We start from the raw sequence: 15,508 nt of genomic DNA on the forward strand, positions 1-15,508 counted from the left end.
AGGCCGGACATGAAAAAACCATGTCAATGCTGTTAGCCGCATTAGCAGGTGCTAATATGATATATGGCTTAGGCATGATTGACTTGGGAATGACTTTAGACTTTGGCCAATTAGTGACCGATAATGAAATGGCCAAAATGGTAAGACAGGTTCTAAATGGTATACCTGTTAATGAAGAAACTCTCGCTATGGATGTTATCCGTTCGGTAGGATCCGAAGGACACTTCTTAATGCAAGAGCATACATTGGCACACATGAAAACAGTTCAATCTCAGAGCAAAATTTTTGATAGAAATACTAGACAAGCTTGGCAGGCAAATGGTGGTAAAGATCTTGCTACTAGAGCTACTGAAGAAGCCAGATACATTTTAGAAAATCATAAGCCAACACCACTTCCTGAAAGCACGGCTAAGACATTAAGAGAAATGATAGAAGAAGCCGAAAAGGAATGGGGAGTAAAAAAATAATACTTGCTGATAGTGGCAAAAAAAGAAACCATCCTAATTGGGATGGTTTTCTATATTTCTATAACTGAAAAGCCTTCTTCCATAATTGTACCCTTGATGTCAACTAAGTTAATTTTAGTATCATCATAAGTCACTTTTACTTTTTTGGATTTTTGATCTATATTATAATTATTAACACCGTCAATACCATTCAACTTTTTTTCGATGACAGCTTTATATTCATCATTACTTTTTCCTTCCACTTGAAGCTCGGCTTTTAATGACACTTTAGCACCTCCATCCTTTAGAATCCTGTGTTTATTTTATTGTTTGCAAAAAGTAAGCTGTTTATCCTCTGGTAAAGACTCTAATAGGCTATGCATCTGACATTAAAAGGAAAATAATGACTATATCTATTTTAATTAAGAAATTACTTATTGGGCACCCTAAGTTTAGCTTATATAATATGGCTTCTTTGATTCTAGATTAGGCATATTAATCTTTAGAAAAGGTGGTGAATAATTTGACAGTTAGTGATGTAGATATTCAGAACTGTATTGACAAGTGTACACGGACCTCACAAAGAATTAGAAGTATTGCGGGAGATATGGTTGATCATAGGTCAAGATATGCTTTGACAGAGGCTGAACGTCATATAGAACTCTGTATTCATGGTTGTTTTGATGCAAAGACACTAGCAAAATCTTAAAATGAAAGGGGTAGCACTATGTCAAATATGAATCCGCAACAACAAATGCAACAGCTTCAAGAATGTATTCAAGACTGCAAGGGCGTAGTTAAGGAGATTCAAAACATTACACAAAAAGCTAACCAGACCGAATTAAAATCTACCTTAAAAGAATCAGCCCATCATCTTGAAATGTGTATCCATGAATGTGATTTTGCAACTAAAGCAGTTAACTAAACTAGCACAATCTATTAAGAGAATATAGCAATAGATATACTATTAAAGAAATTCTTTAAGAGAGGCATCCTGTTTATAAAGCCTCTCTTTTGTATTGCCCTTAGAAATTATAATCTTCAGAGGATATATCTCATTAGGTCATTGTAAAATCTTTTTCCCAGGAGTATAATCAAGTTACTGTGTAAATTTTACAGAAGAATAGATATAGTCGCAAAACCTGACTCAAAAAGAGAACTTTTTAATAAAGGTTCTCTTTCCATATTTACTATAGAATTAGAAAAACGAAGAATTAAGCCCTAGGGAGTAAGGAAGGAATAAATCATGAGTATACTTTCTGTTGAAAATCTCTTAAAAACATATGGTGAAAAAACCTTGTTTGATCATATTTCTTTTAGTATTTCAGAAAAACAACGCATTGGATTAATTGGAGTTAATGGTACAGGAAAATCCACATTATTAAGAACAATTGCAGGTATAGAAACAGCTGAAGAAGGAAAAATACTCCACGCCAATCAATTTCATATTGAATACTTGTCCCAATACCCAGTATTGGATGAGGAATTAACAGTACTTGAACAAATCTACTATGGAGATTCAATTTTAATGCAAGTGCTTAGGGATTATGAAAAAGCCTTAAGTGAACTAGAAAGTGAACCGGAAAATAGCATTAAGCAGAAACGTCTATATGCTATTCAAGAGAAAATGGATGAGATAGGCGCATGGAATCCGAGTACTATTGCAAAAACGGTGTTAACTCGTTTAGGAGTAAAGAATTTTTCTCAGCCTGTGAAAGAGTTGTCTGGAGGACAAAGGAAAAGGGTGGCTATTGCAAAAGCGCTAATCCAACCAGCTGATTTATTAATACTAGATGAGCCAACTAACCATTTGGATAATGAAATAATTGAGTGGTTAGAGGGATACTTGAAGCAATATAAAGGGGCTCTCTTGGTAGTAACCCATGATCGTTACTTTTTAAATAGAGTGACTAACCGTATTTTTGAACTAGATAAAGGAAAACTTTATACTTATGACGGCAATTATGAGGTCTTTTTAGAGAAAAAGGCTTTAAGAGAAGAACAGGCAATAGCTTCAGAAACAAAACGGCAAAATATTCTGCGTAGAGAGTTAGAGTGGTTACGACGTGGTGCCAAAGCAAGAACAACAAAGCAAAAAGCACGAATCAAACGGGTACATGAAATCCAAGACAATGAAATAGAAATATCTAATGATAAGTTAGACATTGCCATAGGATCAAGTCGTTTGGGGAAAAGAGTGTTGGAACTTAAAGGTATAACTAAATGTTATGGACAAAACAAACTTATAGAAGACTTTTCCTATCTTATCAGTCCCAATGAGAGAATTGGTATTATAGGACCTAACGGAAGTGGAAAGACTACTTTATTAAACATAATAGCAGGACAAATTGATCCTGATTCTGGCGTTCTCGAAATAGGGGAAACTGTGAAAATTGGCTATTACGCCCAGGATTATCTGGACATGAATCCAGACTTACGGGTTATTGAGTATATTAGAGAAACAGCTGAAGTAATTAGAGCGGTAAACGGTAAAATGATAACGGCGGAACAAATGCTAGAAAGGTTCCTGTTTCCTCGCAATATGCAACGGGTATATATTGATAGATTATCTGGAGGAGAGAGACGTCGTTTATACTTGTTAAGTACACTAATGGAAGAACCAAATGTGCTATTACTCGATGAACCTACCAATGATCTAGATACTAAAACATTAACAATTCTAGAAGATTATCTAGAAGAGTTTCCAGGTGTGGTAATAACAGTGTCCCATGATCGATACTTTTTGGATCGTGTAGTAGACCAACTAATTACTTTAGAAGGGGATGGAGTAATTAGCACTTTTCAGGGTGATTATAGTGATTATCTAGAGATGAGGAAAAAAGAGAAAGAACAGGAAAGTGCTGTGAACAAAAAGAGTGAAATTCAAAACTCTGAACAAAAAAAAGAGCGTCCAAGGAAGCTGTCGTATAAGGAAAAGCTTGAATGGGATGAAATTGAAGATAGAATTGCTGGTTTAGAAGAACGACAAGCAGAAATTCAGGGGGAAATGGTACGGGTAGGAAGTGATGCCGAACAAGTTCAAAAGCTATATACGGAGCAGCAGTTAATTGAAAAAGAACTAGAACAAGCCCTTGAGAGATGGACTGAACTGTCTATTTTAATTGAAGAATTCGAGCTAAATAAATAATAGAAAGAATGTGTAGTACAAACTTATTATTCAAGTAGCACCCAGGGGGGTGTTATTTTTTTTGGTTGAATTGCTACTTCTTAACCTTATTTTAACCTAACCTTTGCAAAAAGTTAGTTTAGGTTAACTTGACCTTTACTTAAAGAAGGTATTATTAGCATGTAAATTATTAAAAAATTTGTTCTAAAAAATGGAGGGCAAAATTTAATGGCAACTGTTACATCAAGAAAGATAATTTTACTTTTAGCTGTAGTTTTAATGGCGGGACTATTTGCCATGGGGTGTGGACAGAGCAATCAAGATTCTGGAACAAAAAATGAAAATGATACTCTAGAAGAAGCAAGACTAAGTGGAACAATTACAATTGCAGGGTCAACTTCTGTACAACCTATATCTGAAGAATTAGCAAGTGTATTTATGGATCTTAATTCAGATGTAAGAATTGAAGTATCTGGTGGAGGATCAAGTGCTGGTGTAAGGGCAGCCGAATCAGGAGCAGCAGACATTGGAGCAGCTTCTAGAAAATTAAAAGATGAAGAGTCTAGTGTTTCAGGAATTGTCATTGCAATAGATGGTATTGCAGTAGTAGTTACACCTGAGAATCCAGTAAATGACCTTTCTTTCGAAGAAATCCAGAAAATTTTTAGAGGAGAAATAACTAATTGGAGTGAAGTCGGTGGAGCCGATGCTAACATAGTCGTTGTAAATAGGGAAGAGGGTTCCGGCACTCGTGGTGCATTTCATGAAATAGTTGTTGGTGACAAAAATGATTTCGTTAATACTGCTATAATCCAGAACTCAACGGGAGCTGTTAGAGAAGCTGTTTCCAATGATGTAAACGCAATAGGATATGTGTCACTTGGTGGAATTAATGATAGTGTTAAACCACTAATGGTTGATGGAGTAGAAGCAACAATAGACAATATTAAGTCAGATAAATACCCTGTTGCACGTCCATTTAACTATGTAGTTAAGAACGGTACCCAATTGAGTGACATAGCACAAGCTTTTGTAGATTTTATTCTAAGTGCTGACGGTCAAGCAATAGTTGGGGAAAACGGTTTTGTACCTGTAAACTAGAAGACAAAAAGACTTATTAAATACTTACCATAGATGAGTAAGGAATGGATACGAAAGTTCATTCTTTACTTTTTTAATTAACAAACTATTCAACATGTATATAAGTTAACCTAATCTTAACCTGATACTAACTTCAGGTTAATTAGGGATAAATACAATTAGCTTGTAATGTGTTTAAGTTGCGATGCACAAGGGGTGTGTTAAATAATGAATCATACTTCAAGAGAAAAAATTGTAAAGGTTTTTTTGTTTTTGGCTGCTTTTACCGCAGTATTAAGTGTAATCCTAATTGCATTTTTTGTATTTAAGGAAGGAATGCCTATTTTCATTACCTATGGTATTTCAGAGGTAATATTTGGGCAAAATTGGAACCCGACAAATCAAGTATATGGTATTTTACCAATGATAATCGGGACCATTTTTGTAACCATTTTTGCAATTTTTATTGGAGCTCCAATGGGAATTTCTGTGGCTATATTTTTAGCAGAAATATCTCCACAGCAGATTTCTAAGATAGTAAGACCTGCTGTAGAATTATTAGCTGGTATACCTTCTGTTATTTATGGTCTATTTGGAATGGTTATTATAAGGAGCATTCTTGCTGACATATCTAGGGGCCCTTTGGGTGAGCATTTACCAGCAAGTTACCAAACGGGATATTCAATATTAGGTGCAGGTATTATTCTTGCGATAATGATTTTACCTACCGTTATTAATATTTCAGAAGATGCTATAAGATCTGTTCCTAAGGAGTATAAGGAGGGTGCATTAGCCTTAGGGGCATCAAAATGGCAAACTATTTACAATGTTATTCTTCCTGCTGCTAAATCGGGAATTGCGACCTCTGTCATACTAGGGACAGGTAGGGCTCTTGGTGAGACTATGGCAGTTATTATGATTGCAGGAAATACAGCACTAATACCTGAAATAAGCTGGAAGGGTCTATTTGCCCCAGTAAGAACATTAACAGGAAATATAGCTTTAGAAATGGGATATGCTGGTCCTGAGCATCAACAAGCTCTCTTTGCAACAGGAATTGTTTTATTTTTGTTTATTATGGTTTTAAATGTGTTAACAACTCTTATTGCTAAAAGGGGGTTTAATAGAGGATGACAAAAGTTGAGAAACAGCAAGCAGTAGCTTATGGAGTTCTAAGCTTTGCAGCAATGTTGACGGTATTGATACTTGGCTTAATAGTGTTCTATGTATTAAGCAAAGGATTGGGTATGATTAGTATAGAGTTTTTATTAGATAAACCTAAAAAAATGGGTTCTGAAGGGGGAATTTTTCCCGCTATAATAGGTACTATTTACCTAGTATTTATTACAATGATTGTTGCTACCCCAATTGGTGTAGGGGCTGCTATTTACCTTAATGAATATACAAAGGAAGGTCCTATAACAAATACTATCCGATTTGCTACTGAAGCATTGGCTGGTATTCCTTCAATAATCTTTGGGCTGTTTGGTTTTGCATTTTTCGTAATTCTATTAAAACCGATTACAGGGGGTTGGTCAATTATCTCTGGTGCTTTAACAGGTGTGACAATGATATTGCCTACTATAGTTCGTTCTTCAGAAGAAGCCCTAAAAGCAGTTCCTAGTATTTTAAGAGAGGGCAGCTTAGCTTTAGGCACTACTAGGTGGCAAACTATAAAGAGAGTTATACTGCCAACTGCATTCCCGGGTATTTTAACAGGTTTAATTTTATCAATTGGTAGAGTTATAGGTGAGACTGCTGCATTTTTACTAACCTTAGGTGGTAGTTTGCTTATCCCTAGTTCCATATTTGATGGTAGTCGTACATTATCACTTCATTTATATATGGTAGCCATGGAAACAGGTGCCATGGATATTGCATTTGGGACAGGTGCAGTCTTGATATTTTTAATCATAATCATAAACGCTACATCAAGATTCTTATTAAAGAAATTTATAAGAAAAATGTCATAGGTGGAGGGATATAAGTGAAAAATGGTCAAAGCAAAATTCAGGTACAAAATTTAAATCTGTATTACGGCAGCTTAATGGCATTAAAAAATATATCCATTCAGCTGCCTAGCAACCAGATATCTGCTTTAATTGGTCCATCAGGATGCGGAAAATCCACCTTTTTGAGAACTTTAAACAGAATGAATGATCTAATTCCCCGTGTTACCATTGAAGGAAATGTCTTGATTGATAATCATAATATCTATGAAAAGGATATAGATGTTGTTGAGCTGCGAAAGCAAATCGGCATGGTTTTTCAAAAACCAAATCCTTTCCCCATGAGTATTTATGAAAACGTTGTATATGGACCAAAATGCCATGGAGTTAAGGATAAGAAGAAGCTAAATGAAATTGCCGAAAAAAGCTTGAAGAAAGCCGTTTTATGGGATGAAGTAAAGGATAGATTGAAGGATTCGGCATTAAGTCTTTCTGGAGGTCAGCAACAGAGACTTTGTATTGCTCGTGTATTAGCAGTAGAGCCGGGCATAGTTCTCATGGATGAACCAACATCTGCGTTGGATCCAATAGCTACTTTGAAAATAGAAGAATTGGTTACGAACTTGAAGGAAGATTATACAATTGTAATTGTAACTCATAATATGGAACAAGCTGCTCGTGTTTCTGATAATACTTCCTTTTTCCTAAATGGTGAGGTAATAGAAACTGGAGCTACTGAAATCATATTCACCAACCCCGAGCATAAAAAAACAGAGGATTATATTACAGGTAGATTTGGTTAATTTGTTAACGAAATTAAATTTATTTTTAAGTATGATAGTTATTAAGTGAGGTGAATAGTTTGGAAAGCATGCCAATTTGTACTATTGAAGATTTAAATCTATGGTATGGTAATAACCATGCCTTAAAGGATGTTAATTTGAATATTATTAGGAAAAATGTAACTGCTATTATTGGACCATCAGGTTGTGGAAAATCCACCTTTATAAAGGTGCTAAATAGAATGATAGATTTAATTCCTGATGTAAAAATTACTGGAAGCGTTTATATTGATGGTAAAAGCATTTTATCTGATGAAATAAATTTGATTAATCTACGTACTGAAGTAGGCATGGTTTTTCAAAAACCAAACCCATTTCCTAAATCTGTTTTTGAAAATGTAGCATTTGCTCCCAAAATGCAGGGCGTAAAGTCAAAAGAGGAGCTCTATAATATAGTAGAACGTAGCTTAAAGCAGGCTGCTCTGTGGGAAGAAGTAAAAGATAGATTACATGCTCCAGGCTTAGGTTTATCTGGGGGACAGCAGCAAAGATTATGCATTGCTAGAGCTTTAGCTATGGAACCCGAAGTACTACTAATGGATGAACCAACGTCAGCTTTAGATCCAATAGCGACTCTCAAAATAGAAGAATTGCTGCATGAGTTAAAGGATAAGTACCAAATAGTTATAGTTACCCACAATATGCACCAGGCTGCTCGTGTATCTGATAGGACAGTCTTCTTTTTGAATGGCGAAATTATTGAGACAGGTGATACAGAAATGATTTTTACGAGACCAAAGGAACAAAAAACAGAAGATTATATTACTGGAAGGTTTAGCTAAAAGCTAGAGGGCAGAATTTTAGAAGCCAGGAGTCAGAATAAAAGCTTTAATGTACTAAGTTCTTAAAAAAACCAGGTAGGGGAGTGTGAAGTAGAGTGATAAGAGCGAATTTCCAGCAGTCTCTTGAAGAACTTCAAAAAGAGATACTAAAGATGGGTAGTTTAGTGGAGGACATGATTACAGACTCAATAAAATCACTTGCAAAACAAGATTTGGACCTTGCAGAAGTTGTTTTACAAAAAGATAATATTGTTAACAAATTTGACTTAGAAATTGAGGATAGATGTATGAAGTTAATTGCAACTCAACAGCCAATGGGTAAGGATTTAAGAATGATTGGTATTACCTTTAATGTTATAAAGGACTTAGAAAGAATGGCTGATTTGTCCTGTGATATTGCCAAAATTGTAAAAAGAATTGGTAAGGAGCCACTTATCAAACCTCTTATAGACATTCCAAGAATGGCTGAGCTCTCAAAAAAAATGGTTAAGAAAGCCTTGGACAGTTATGTTAGCCAAGATATTGTATTGGCAGAGGAAATATCTTTAGACGATGATCAGGTAGATAATCTGCATAACCAGATTTTTAGGGAATTATTGATTATAATGATGGAGAATCCAAAAACTATTACCCAAGCCACACATCTATTATTTATTAGCAGATACTTGGAAAGAATAGCAGATTATGCTACAAACATCTGTGAAAGTGTAATATTTTTAGTAACAGGGGAAAGAAAAGACTTAAATCCCTAAGGTAAACTACTTTCAAAAAAAGCACATGCTATAAATTTTCATAAAAGTATGGTATTTTTAAAGAAGATCTATTGGGATACTATGTACAAATGGTAGGAGGTTAGAATCATGAAAGGTAAAATCCTAATAATTGATGACGAGCAAAACATTCTAGACTTGGTTTCCTACAATCTTCAAGAGGTTGGTTTTAATACCATAACTGCCGTAAATGGAACGGAAGCTTTGGAAAAGGTCAGGGGCGAAAAGCCCGATTTAATAATATTAGATGTGATGTTACCTGAGATTGACGGATTTGAGCTTTTGAGTATTCTACGCAAAGAAACCAAGGTTCCAGTAATAATGTTAACAGCTAAAAAAGAGGAGATAGACACAGTATTAGGTTTAGAGATGGGGGCAGATGACTATATAACTAAACCTTTTAGTCCTAGAGAACTTACTGCAAGGGTAAAGGCTGTATATAGAAGGCTATCAGAAAAAAGCTCCACACCACCTAATGAAGGAATGCTCAAAAGTGGAAAACTAAAAATAGATGCAGTTCGACACCAAGTGTTCAATGGAGATAAAGAGGTAGATTTGACCGCAAAAGAATTTGATCTCCTAATACTGCTTTCTGCAAATCCTGGAAAGGTATTTAGTAGAGAAAATCTGCTTCAAAGTCTCTGGAACTACGATTATTGTGGAGATACCAAAACAATTGATGTTCATATTAGACACTTACGACAAAAAATCGAACAAGACCCATCTAACCCAAGGTTCGTTAAGACAGTCAGGGGTGTGGGTTATAAGTTTCAGGAGCAATAAAATATGAGGAGACTAATTAGAAGTATTAAGGGTCGATTGCTGCTTACCTACATTATTCTGATAACTTTTTCTTTCATCTTGCTTGGTACTAGTTTGAAATATCCTATGGAAAGATATTTTATGGAAAATATTGAGGAGCATCTCCTCACAGAGACTATGATTGTAAAGGGTTTCTTAACGCAAGAGAAATCCTTTTCACAAAAGTGGAAAGGAAATCACCATCAACTTGATCGATTAATAAAAGAAATTGCAAAAGATATTGAGACAAGAATTACGATTATTGCCTTAGATGGTGAAGTTTTGGCCGATTCTCATGAAGCAGCAGCAGTCATGGAAAATCATAGAACCAGACCGGAAGTAATGGAGGCTATTGATAGAAGAGATGCAGCTACCTACGAGCGATATAGTACTACTGTGGAGTCACAGATGCTCTATTTGGCATTACCCGTAGAGGAAGACGGGCAGCTGTTTGGGGTAATAAGGTTAGCATTGCCCTTAAGTAGCATCCATGAGGCCCTGGCCAGAATGAGAAATACAATTAACCTTAGTATCTTATTCATTACAGTCATTGCTATCTTAATTAGTGTGAGGCTTGCAAGTTCTATTACAAAACCAATTGAGGAATTAAATGTCACTGCTAAGGACATTGCAAAGGGAAACTGGAGTAAGCGAGCTTTTCCTAGAACTGATGACGAAGTTGGAGATTTAGCTAACTCTCTAAACTACATGACAGATACTCTTCAAGAAAAAATAGGGGAACTAGAAACAAGTAAAGCAAAGTTAGAGGCTATTTTAAATAACATGTCAAGTGGGGTCTTAGTGCTGAATTCCCGGGGAAAAATTGAAATGGTAAACCCAGCAGCAATCAGACTCTTAAACATAAATCTTAAAAATCTTAAGGAGAAACAAAGTTTTCGGGTCTTTAGAAATTATGAGTTGAATTCTAAAATAGAAGAAGCCTTAGCTAGTCAACAACGCTTAAAATGTGAATTAAACATTTCCCATCCATATGACAGAATATTAGAAGCTGATTTAATTCCTGTAGTGACTAATAATAAACTGACCGCATTAATTGTTGTCATACATGATATCACAGAATTGCAGAATCTAGCTCAGATGAAGACTGAGTTTGTGGGAAATGCTTCTCATGAGTTACGTACACCCCTAACATCTATTAAAGGCTTTGCAGAAACCTTATTAAATGGCGCCATGGAAGATCCAGTTATCAGAGAGAAATTCATTAAAATTATTGACTCTGAGGCTGATAGGTTAATTAGAGTTACAGATGGATTGCTTGACCTTTCTAAAGCAGAGGCCCAAAAAGGAGTACTTGTAAAAGAACCTATTGATATATTAAGAACGATTGAAAATACTTTGTCCAGTATAAATCCTAAAATTATTGAGGAAGACTTAGAGGTTGTGCTTGAAATTCCTAAGGAAATGCCAATGGTTGAGGCCAATGAAGATGCATTGACTAGAATATTATTAAATCTACTGGACAATGCAATCAAGTATACTAGTAATCAAGCTTCTGGGAAAGAGAAGGGGAAGATAGGAGTAAAGGTAGTACCTACTCAAAAGGAAGTTAAAATACATGTTTGGGATACTGGGGTAGGTATTCCAAAGGAGGACCAGCCTAGGGTATTTGAAAGGTTTTACCGGGTAGATAAGGCAAGATCAAGGGTCTTGGGTGGTACAGGCTTGGGATTAGCCATAGCAAAGCATCTTGTTGAAGCTCACAATGGAAAAATCGGGGTGAAAAGCACACCAGGTAAAGGAAGCACCTTCTGGTTCTCGTTGCCACTAAAATGCCCAACGTAAAGCTGGGGCATTTTTAATATATTTTTTGGCAACTTATAGTTTATCCTGTTTATCTAAAGCTTTTAATATACCGTACATGATTGACTGTGGTCTGGGAGGGCAACCGGGAATATAGACATCCACAGGTACGATACAATCAATGCCATTTCTTGTGGCATAATTATCCTTAAAAATCCCACCACTACAGGCACATGCTCCAACAGCTACAACAAATTTGGCATCAGGTGCTGCATTATACGTTTTAACCAGGGCAAGCTCCATGTTTCTTGTGGCGGTACCTGTTACCAGCAGCATATCCGCATGTCTTGGAGATGCAACAAAATGAATCCCTAATCTTTCCAAATCATTAAATGGATTGTTTAATGCATTAATTTCATAATCACAACCATTACATGAACCTGCATCAACTTCTCTAATTTGAAGGCTTCTTTGATAAACTTGGGCAATTTTCTTTTTAACTCTTTCACATATTACCTCATAAGATTCATCAGGTAATTCCCTTTCCTCAATAACTGCAGGTGTTTTTCTCAGGGCATTCCTAATCTTTTCCGCAAGTTCAAACTCATGGCTCATCTGTGCTGCACCTGTCGGGCATATGTCTTCGCATAATGAACAAAACAAACACTCATCAATGTTTATTCCAATATCCTTATTACCTTTGTCCATGATAATGGCAGAGGAAGGGCATCTTGAAACACACTCACCGCAGAGTATGCATTTTGACTTATCTATTTCAGGTTTTCCTACAAAAAGACTTGAATCTATAGTCTTATTAGGGTATTCCACAGTAAGCCTAGGATACTTAATTATTTTTTTCAGCATATTAAACATATTTTACCCACCTTTATAAGTCATTTCCTGCATATGAAAGGTTAAAACTCTTATTGATTAAAGGAAAGTCTGGTACCGTATTGCCCTTTACTGCATGGCATACCGCTGGCCAGTTGCAGAAAGAAGGCGTTCTTACTTTGTACCTGAATAGGCTATTGTTTTTTCCAGTCATGACCCAGTGAATATTTTCTCCTCTAGGAGACTCTGTCATCCCGAAAGCAAACTGAAAGGGTTGAACTTCCTTAACAGGTTCCAGAATTTTTCCTTCGGGCATCGCTTCCATAGCTTTAATGATCAAACCTATTGATTCAAAACTTTCTTCTATCTTGAGATTCATTCTACAGTTGACATCTCCATTATTATGCTCAGGTACTGTGAACTCAAGCTTTGCATATGCCTCATATGGAAATGATTTTCTCACATCATAACGTACACCTGCTGAACGTCCACCTGGACCAACAGCATTTAAATCAACAGCGATATTATGGTGAAGAACTCCTGTATTCTCCACCCTGTCAATAAACATACTCTTTGATTTTATAATCTTGACAGTATCATCAAGTTCCTTTTTTATCTTTGTTAAATGTTCAAGTATCCTTTTTTCCTTCCCTGCCACAAAATCTTTTCTTACTCCTCCAAGTGTGTTAACACTTCTTAAAAACCTCATTCCACAAAGCTCATCAGCAATTATATACGCCCATCCTCGTAGCATTCTAAACTGGAAGGCTGCAAATCCATACGCTGTATCTAGACATATTCCAGCAAGATCTCCAAGATGGCTGGTAAGCCTCTCAAGCTCAGCAAAGATAACCCTTGTGTATTGTGCCCGTTCTGGGATTAAGACTCCGGCGATTTTTTCTATTGCTTGGCAGTATGCTAGTGAGTTTGAGAAAGTTTCATCTCCAGATATGCGTTCCGACACGAATAGGCACCGTTCAATACTTGATCCTTCACACATTTTTTCGATTCCCTTGTGAACAAAATATAGCTGTGCTTCCAGATTTATGATGGGCTCTCCTGCCACACTAAACCTAAAATGGCCTGGTTCAATAATTCCCGCATGGACAGGTCCTACCGGAATCTCAAAAATTCCATCACCTGTTATCTTCGTAAAAGGTATAACTTTTTTTACAAAGGTTGGTTTGCATTTCAAATCGAAATCCTTCCGCAATGGAAAGTTTTCATCCGGCCAGTTACTGTGAAATACAAGTCTTTTTGGATCGGGATGTCCTAATGGAATTAACCCAAACATATCATTAATTTCCCTTTCATATAGAGCCGCTGCATGGACTTTATCACTAATTGACTGAAAGGTCTGCACCTCTGGGTCAACTGTGGCTTTAATAACCAGTAATAGACCATTGTCCCTTGCGGCAAAAGTATAATAAACCGCATACTTTCCTGAAAGGCTTCTCTCATCGTTTGCAAAAAGGGATACAAGGGGAAATAATAATTCCCTGTTGATAAAAATGCAGATATCTTCTATTTTATTAGCATTAACATCTAGATAAAGTTCATTTGAGTTAGCGATAATACTATTGTATATATCATCAGAGAATATTTCTGATAGTTTCTTGTTCAATGCCTTACATTTCATCTACGTTACCCCCCAAGTATAATTGTTTGAGCCTTAATAATCAGATCACCTAATTCATTTGGAATATATATCCCGGAAATAGATATCACGAGAAGAAGTAAAACTATAGCGGCAGTACCAGGAATATTGAACTCTCCAGGTTTTAAATCCTGTGTACCTCGGTCACCGTAAAACATCCTAAATAGATTCAGTACAATTCCCATAAAAACAATTGATAGAAGAGTTACCAGAAGCACCCCTAAAATGGGAGTATCATTTTCAAAAGCTGATAGTATGATGTTGAACTTACTGGCAAAAACACTAAAAGGAGGAGTCCCTGCTATAGCAAACAAACCTAGCATAAAGGCGGTACCTGTAACAGGAAGTATCTTGAGGACGCCTTTGATTTTCGAAATCTTTCCCGAATGATATTTTTGCATAATACTCCCTGAACAAAGAAAAAGCATTGATTTTGTAAATGAATGGTTGATCATATGGAATAACGCTGCAAATATTGATCCAGGAGTAAAGATGCCTATTGCAAATGCGATAATCCCCATATGTTCAATGCTGGAGTATGCCAGCAGAGTTTTATATTCTTTTTGGGTAAGGATGACTATGGCAGCAAGTGCTACAGATAATAATCCCAAGGCTATTAAAAGTCTTCCGGTAAAAATGCTGCTTCCTAGATTTTTATTTACTATAGCCACAGTCCTGATAATTCCATACATGGCACTATTTAATAAAACACCTGACAAGAGTGCACTAATTGGTGCGGGAGCTTGGCTGTGTGCACCGGGAAGCCATGTATGCATTGGAGAAAGCCCTGCCTTGGTTCCAAATCCTATAAGAATAAACATAAAGGCTAGTCTTAATATGGAACTTTCTAGGAGTGTTGCATGATCAAACAATGCTGTCCAGTCAAGTAGTTGTGAATCTTGTAATACATTTAGGGAAGATAGATGTAAGAAAATAATACCCAAAAGGGCAAAGGCAATTCCTACAGAACAGATGATTATATACTTCCATGCTGCTTCTAAAGACTGCTTATTATTATAAAACCCTACCAGGAATGCTGAAGCCAAAGTAGTTGCTTCGATTGCAATCCACATGATACCCATATTTTTCACCGTCAAAGCAAGGACCATGGTAAACATGAAAGAATACATCAAAATATAGTAAAGTCTTAATCTTGCGGTGTCTATCTTTCCATGTTTTAATTCCTCATTCAGATAACCAATTGAATAGATACTCACGATGAAACCTAAAACTATTACTATATCAAGCACAATAATGCTTAAAGCATCAACGTAATAGAACCCCCAAAAGGCGGAATATTCAACTGTATCGTATAGAATTACACTTTTGGTTAAGAATACTGATACAATCAGCAAAATAGTTGAAGATGCTATGCTTAATCCGTGTAGCAAGCGTCTTCCCCTAAAAAGCATAAATAGAATAACTGTAATAACTGGTAAAGCCAGCAGAATAAATCCCATAT

At 36.1% G+C, this 15,508-nt stretch carries 16 protein-coding genes; 12 read left to right on the forward strand and 4 right to left on the reverse strand.

Annotated elements, in window-relative coordinates; genetic code table 11:
* Window positions 1–74: 74 nt before the first annotated feature.
* Window positions 75–467, forward strand: coding sequence for a trimethylamine methyltransferase (locus APF76_00935; GenBank protein KUO49886.1), 393 nt, complete (start codon window positions 75–77; stop codon window positions 465–467).
* 50 nt (window positions 468–517) lie between these two features.
* Here the strand turns inward: APF76_00935 and APF76_00940 are convergent, their stop codons facing one another.
* Window positions 518–733, reverse strand: coding sequence for a hypothetical protein (locus APF76_00940; GenBank protein ID KUO49840.1), 216 nt, complete (start codon window positions 731–733; stop codon window positions 518–520).
* Window positions 734–969: 236 nt separating this feature from the next.
* Between APF76_00940 and APF76_00945 the strand changes: the two genes are divergently transcribed.
* From APF76_00945 to APF76_00995, 11 genes are all read left to right on the forward strand, one after another.
* A complete protein-coding gene (locus tag APF76_00945) occupies window positions 970–1,155 on the forward strand; it encodes a hypothetical protein (protein ID KUO49841.1) in 186 nt (61 codons plus the stop codon).
* Window positions 1,156–1,173: 18 nt separating this feature from the next.
* Window positions 1,174–1,371 carry a hypothetical protein gene (locus tag APF76_00950; GenBank protein KUO49842.1) on the forward strand — a complete coding sequence of 66 codons (198 nt, stop codon included), beginning with the start codon at window positions 1,174–1,176 and terminating at the stop codon, window positions 1,369–1,371.
* 321 nt (window positions 1,372–1,692) lie between these two features.
* Window positions 1,693–3,594, forward strand: coding sequence for a hypothetical protein (locus tag APF76_00955; protein KUO49843.1), 1,902 nt, complete (start codon window positions 1,693–1,695; stop codon window positions 3,592–3,594).
* Window positions 3,595–3,801: 207 nt separating this feature from the next.
* On the forward strand, window positions 3,802–4,674 hold the full coding sequence (locus APF76_00960) for a phosphate-binding protein (GenBank protein KUO49844.1): 873 nt from the start codon (window positions 3,802–3,804) through the stop codon (window positions 4,672–4,674).
* Window positions 4,675–4,881: 207 nt separating this feature from the next.
* The gene (locus tag APF76_00965; protein KUO49845.1) at window positions 4,882–5,787 is read left to right on the forward strand and encodes a phosphate ABC transporter permease; all 906 of its coding nucleotides are present in this window, start codon (window positions 4,882–4,884) and stop codon (window positions 5,785–5,787) included.
* Complete coding sequence (locus APF76_00970) at window positions 5,784–6,626, forward strand: phosphate ABC transporter permease (protein KUO49846.1); 843 nt, start codon at window positions 5,784–5,786, stop codon at window positions 6,624–6,626. Before APF76_00965 ends, APF76_00970 begins: the two co-directional genes overlap by 4 nt.
* A 74-nt stretch (window positions 6,627–6,700) precedes the next feature.
* Window positions 6,701–7,405 (forward strand): phosphate ABC transporter ATP-binding protein, encoded by a 705-nt coding sequence (pstB, locus tag APF76_00975; protein KUO49887.1) that lies wholly within the window; start codon window positions 6,701–6,703, stop codon window positions 7,403–7,405.
* Between the two features lie 68 nt (window positions 7,406–7,473).
* Entirely contained in the window at window positions 7,474–8,226 is a 753-nt protein-coding gene (gene pstB / locus APF76_00980) for a phosphate ABC transporter ATP-binding protein (protein KUO49888.1), read from the forward strand.
* A gap of 95 nt (window positions 8,227–8,321) precedes the next feature.
* Window positions 8,322–8,978, forward strand: a complete 657-nt coding sequence (locus APF76_00985; GenBank protein ID KUO49847.1) for a PhoU family transcriptional regulator — start codon at window positions 8,322–8,324, stop codon at window positions 8,976–8,978.
* 108 nt (window positions 8,979–9,086) lie between these two features.
* Entirely contained in the window at window positions 9,087–9,779 is a 693-nt protein-coding gene (locus tag APF76_00990; protein ID KUO49848.1) for a hypothetical protein, read from the forward strand.
* Between the two features lie 3 nt (window positions 9,780–9,782).
* On the forward strand, window positions 9,783–11,600 hold the full coding sequence (locus APF76_00995) for a hypothetical protein (protein KUO49849.1): 1,818 nt from the start codon (window positions 9,783–9,785) through the stop codon (window positions 11,598–11,600).
* Between the two features lie 33 nt (window positions 11,601–11,633).
* Here the strand turns inward: APF76_00995 and APF76_01000 are convergent, their stop codons facing one another.
* From APF76_01000 to APF76_01010, 3 genes are read right to left on the reverse strand one after another with little or no spacing between them, the layout of a single operon-like run.
* Window positions 11,634–12,431, reverse strand: coding sequence for a hydrogenase (locus APF76_01000; protein KUO49850.1), 798 nt, complete (start codon window positions 12,429–12,431; stop codon window positions 11,634–11,636).
* Window positions 12,432–12,444: 13 nt separating this feature from the next.
* A complete protein-coding gene (locus APF76_01005; protein ID KUO49851.1) occupies window positions 12,445–14,028 on the reverse strand; it encodes an NADH dehydrogenase in 1,584 nt (527 codons plus the stop codon).
* A 5-nt stretch (window positions 14,029–14,033) separates the two neighbouring features.
* Window positions 14,034–15,506 carry an NADH-ubiquinone oxidoreductase gene (locus tag APF76_01010; protein ID KUO49852.1) on the reverse strand — a complete coding sequence of 491 codons (1,473 nt, stop codon included), beginning with the start codon at window positions 15,504–15,506 and terminating at the stop codon, window positions 14,034–14,036.
* Between the last annotated feature and the right edge of the window lie 2 nt (window positions 15,507–15,508).

Origin of the sequence: Desulfitibacter sp. BRH_c19, assembly GCA_001515945.1 — a bacterium.
Taxonomy (GTDB): Bacteria; Bacillota; DSM-16504; order Desulfitibacterales; family Desulfitibacteraceae; genus Desulfitibacter.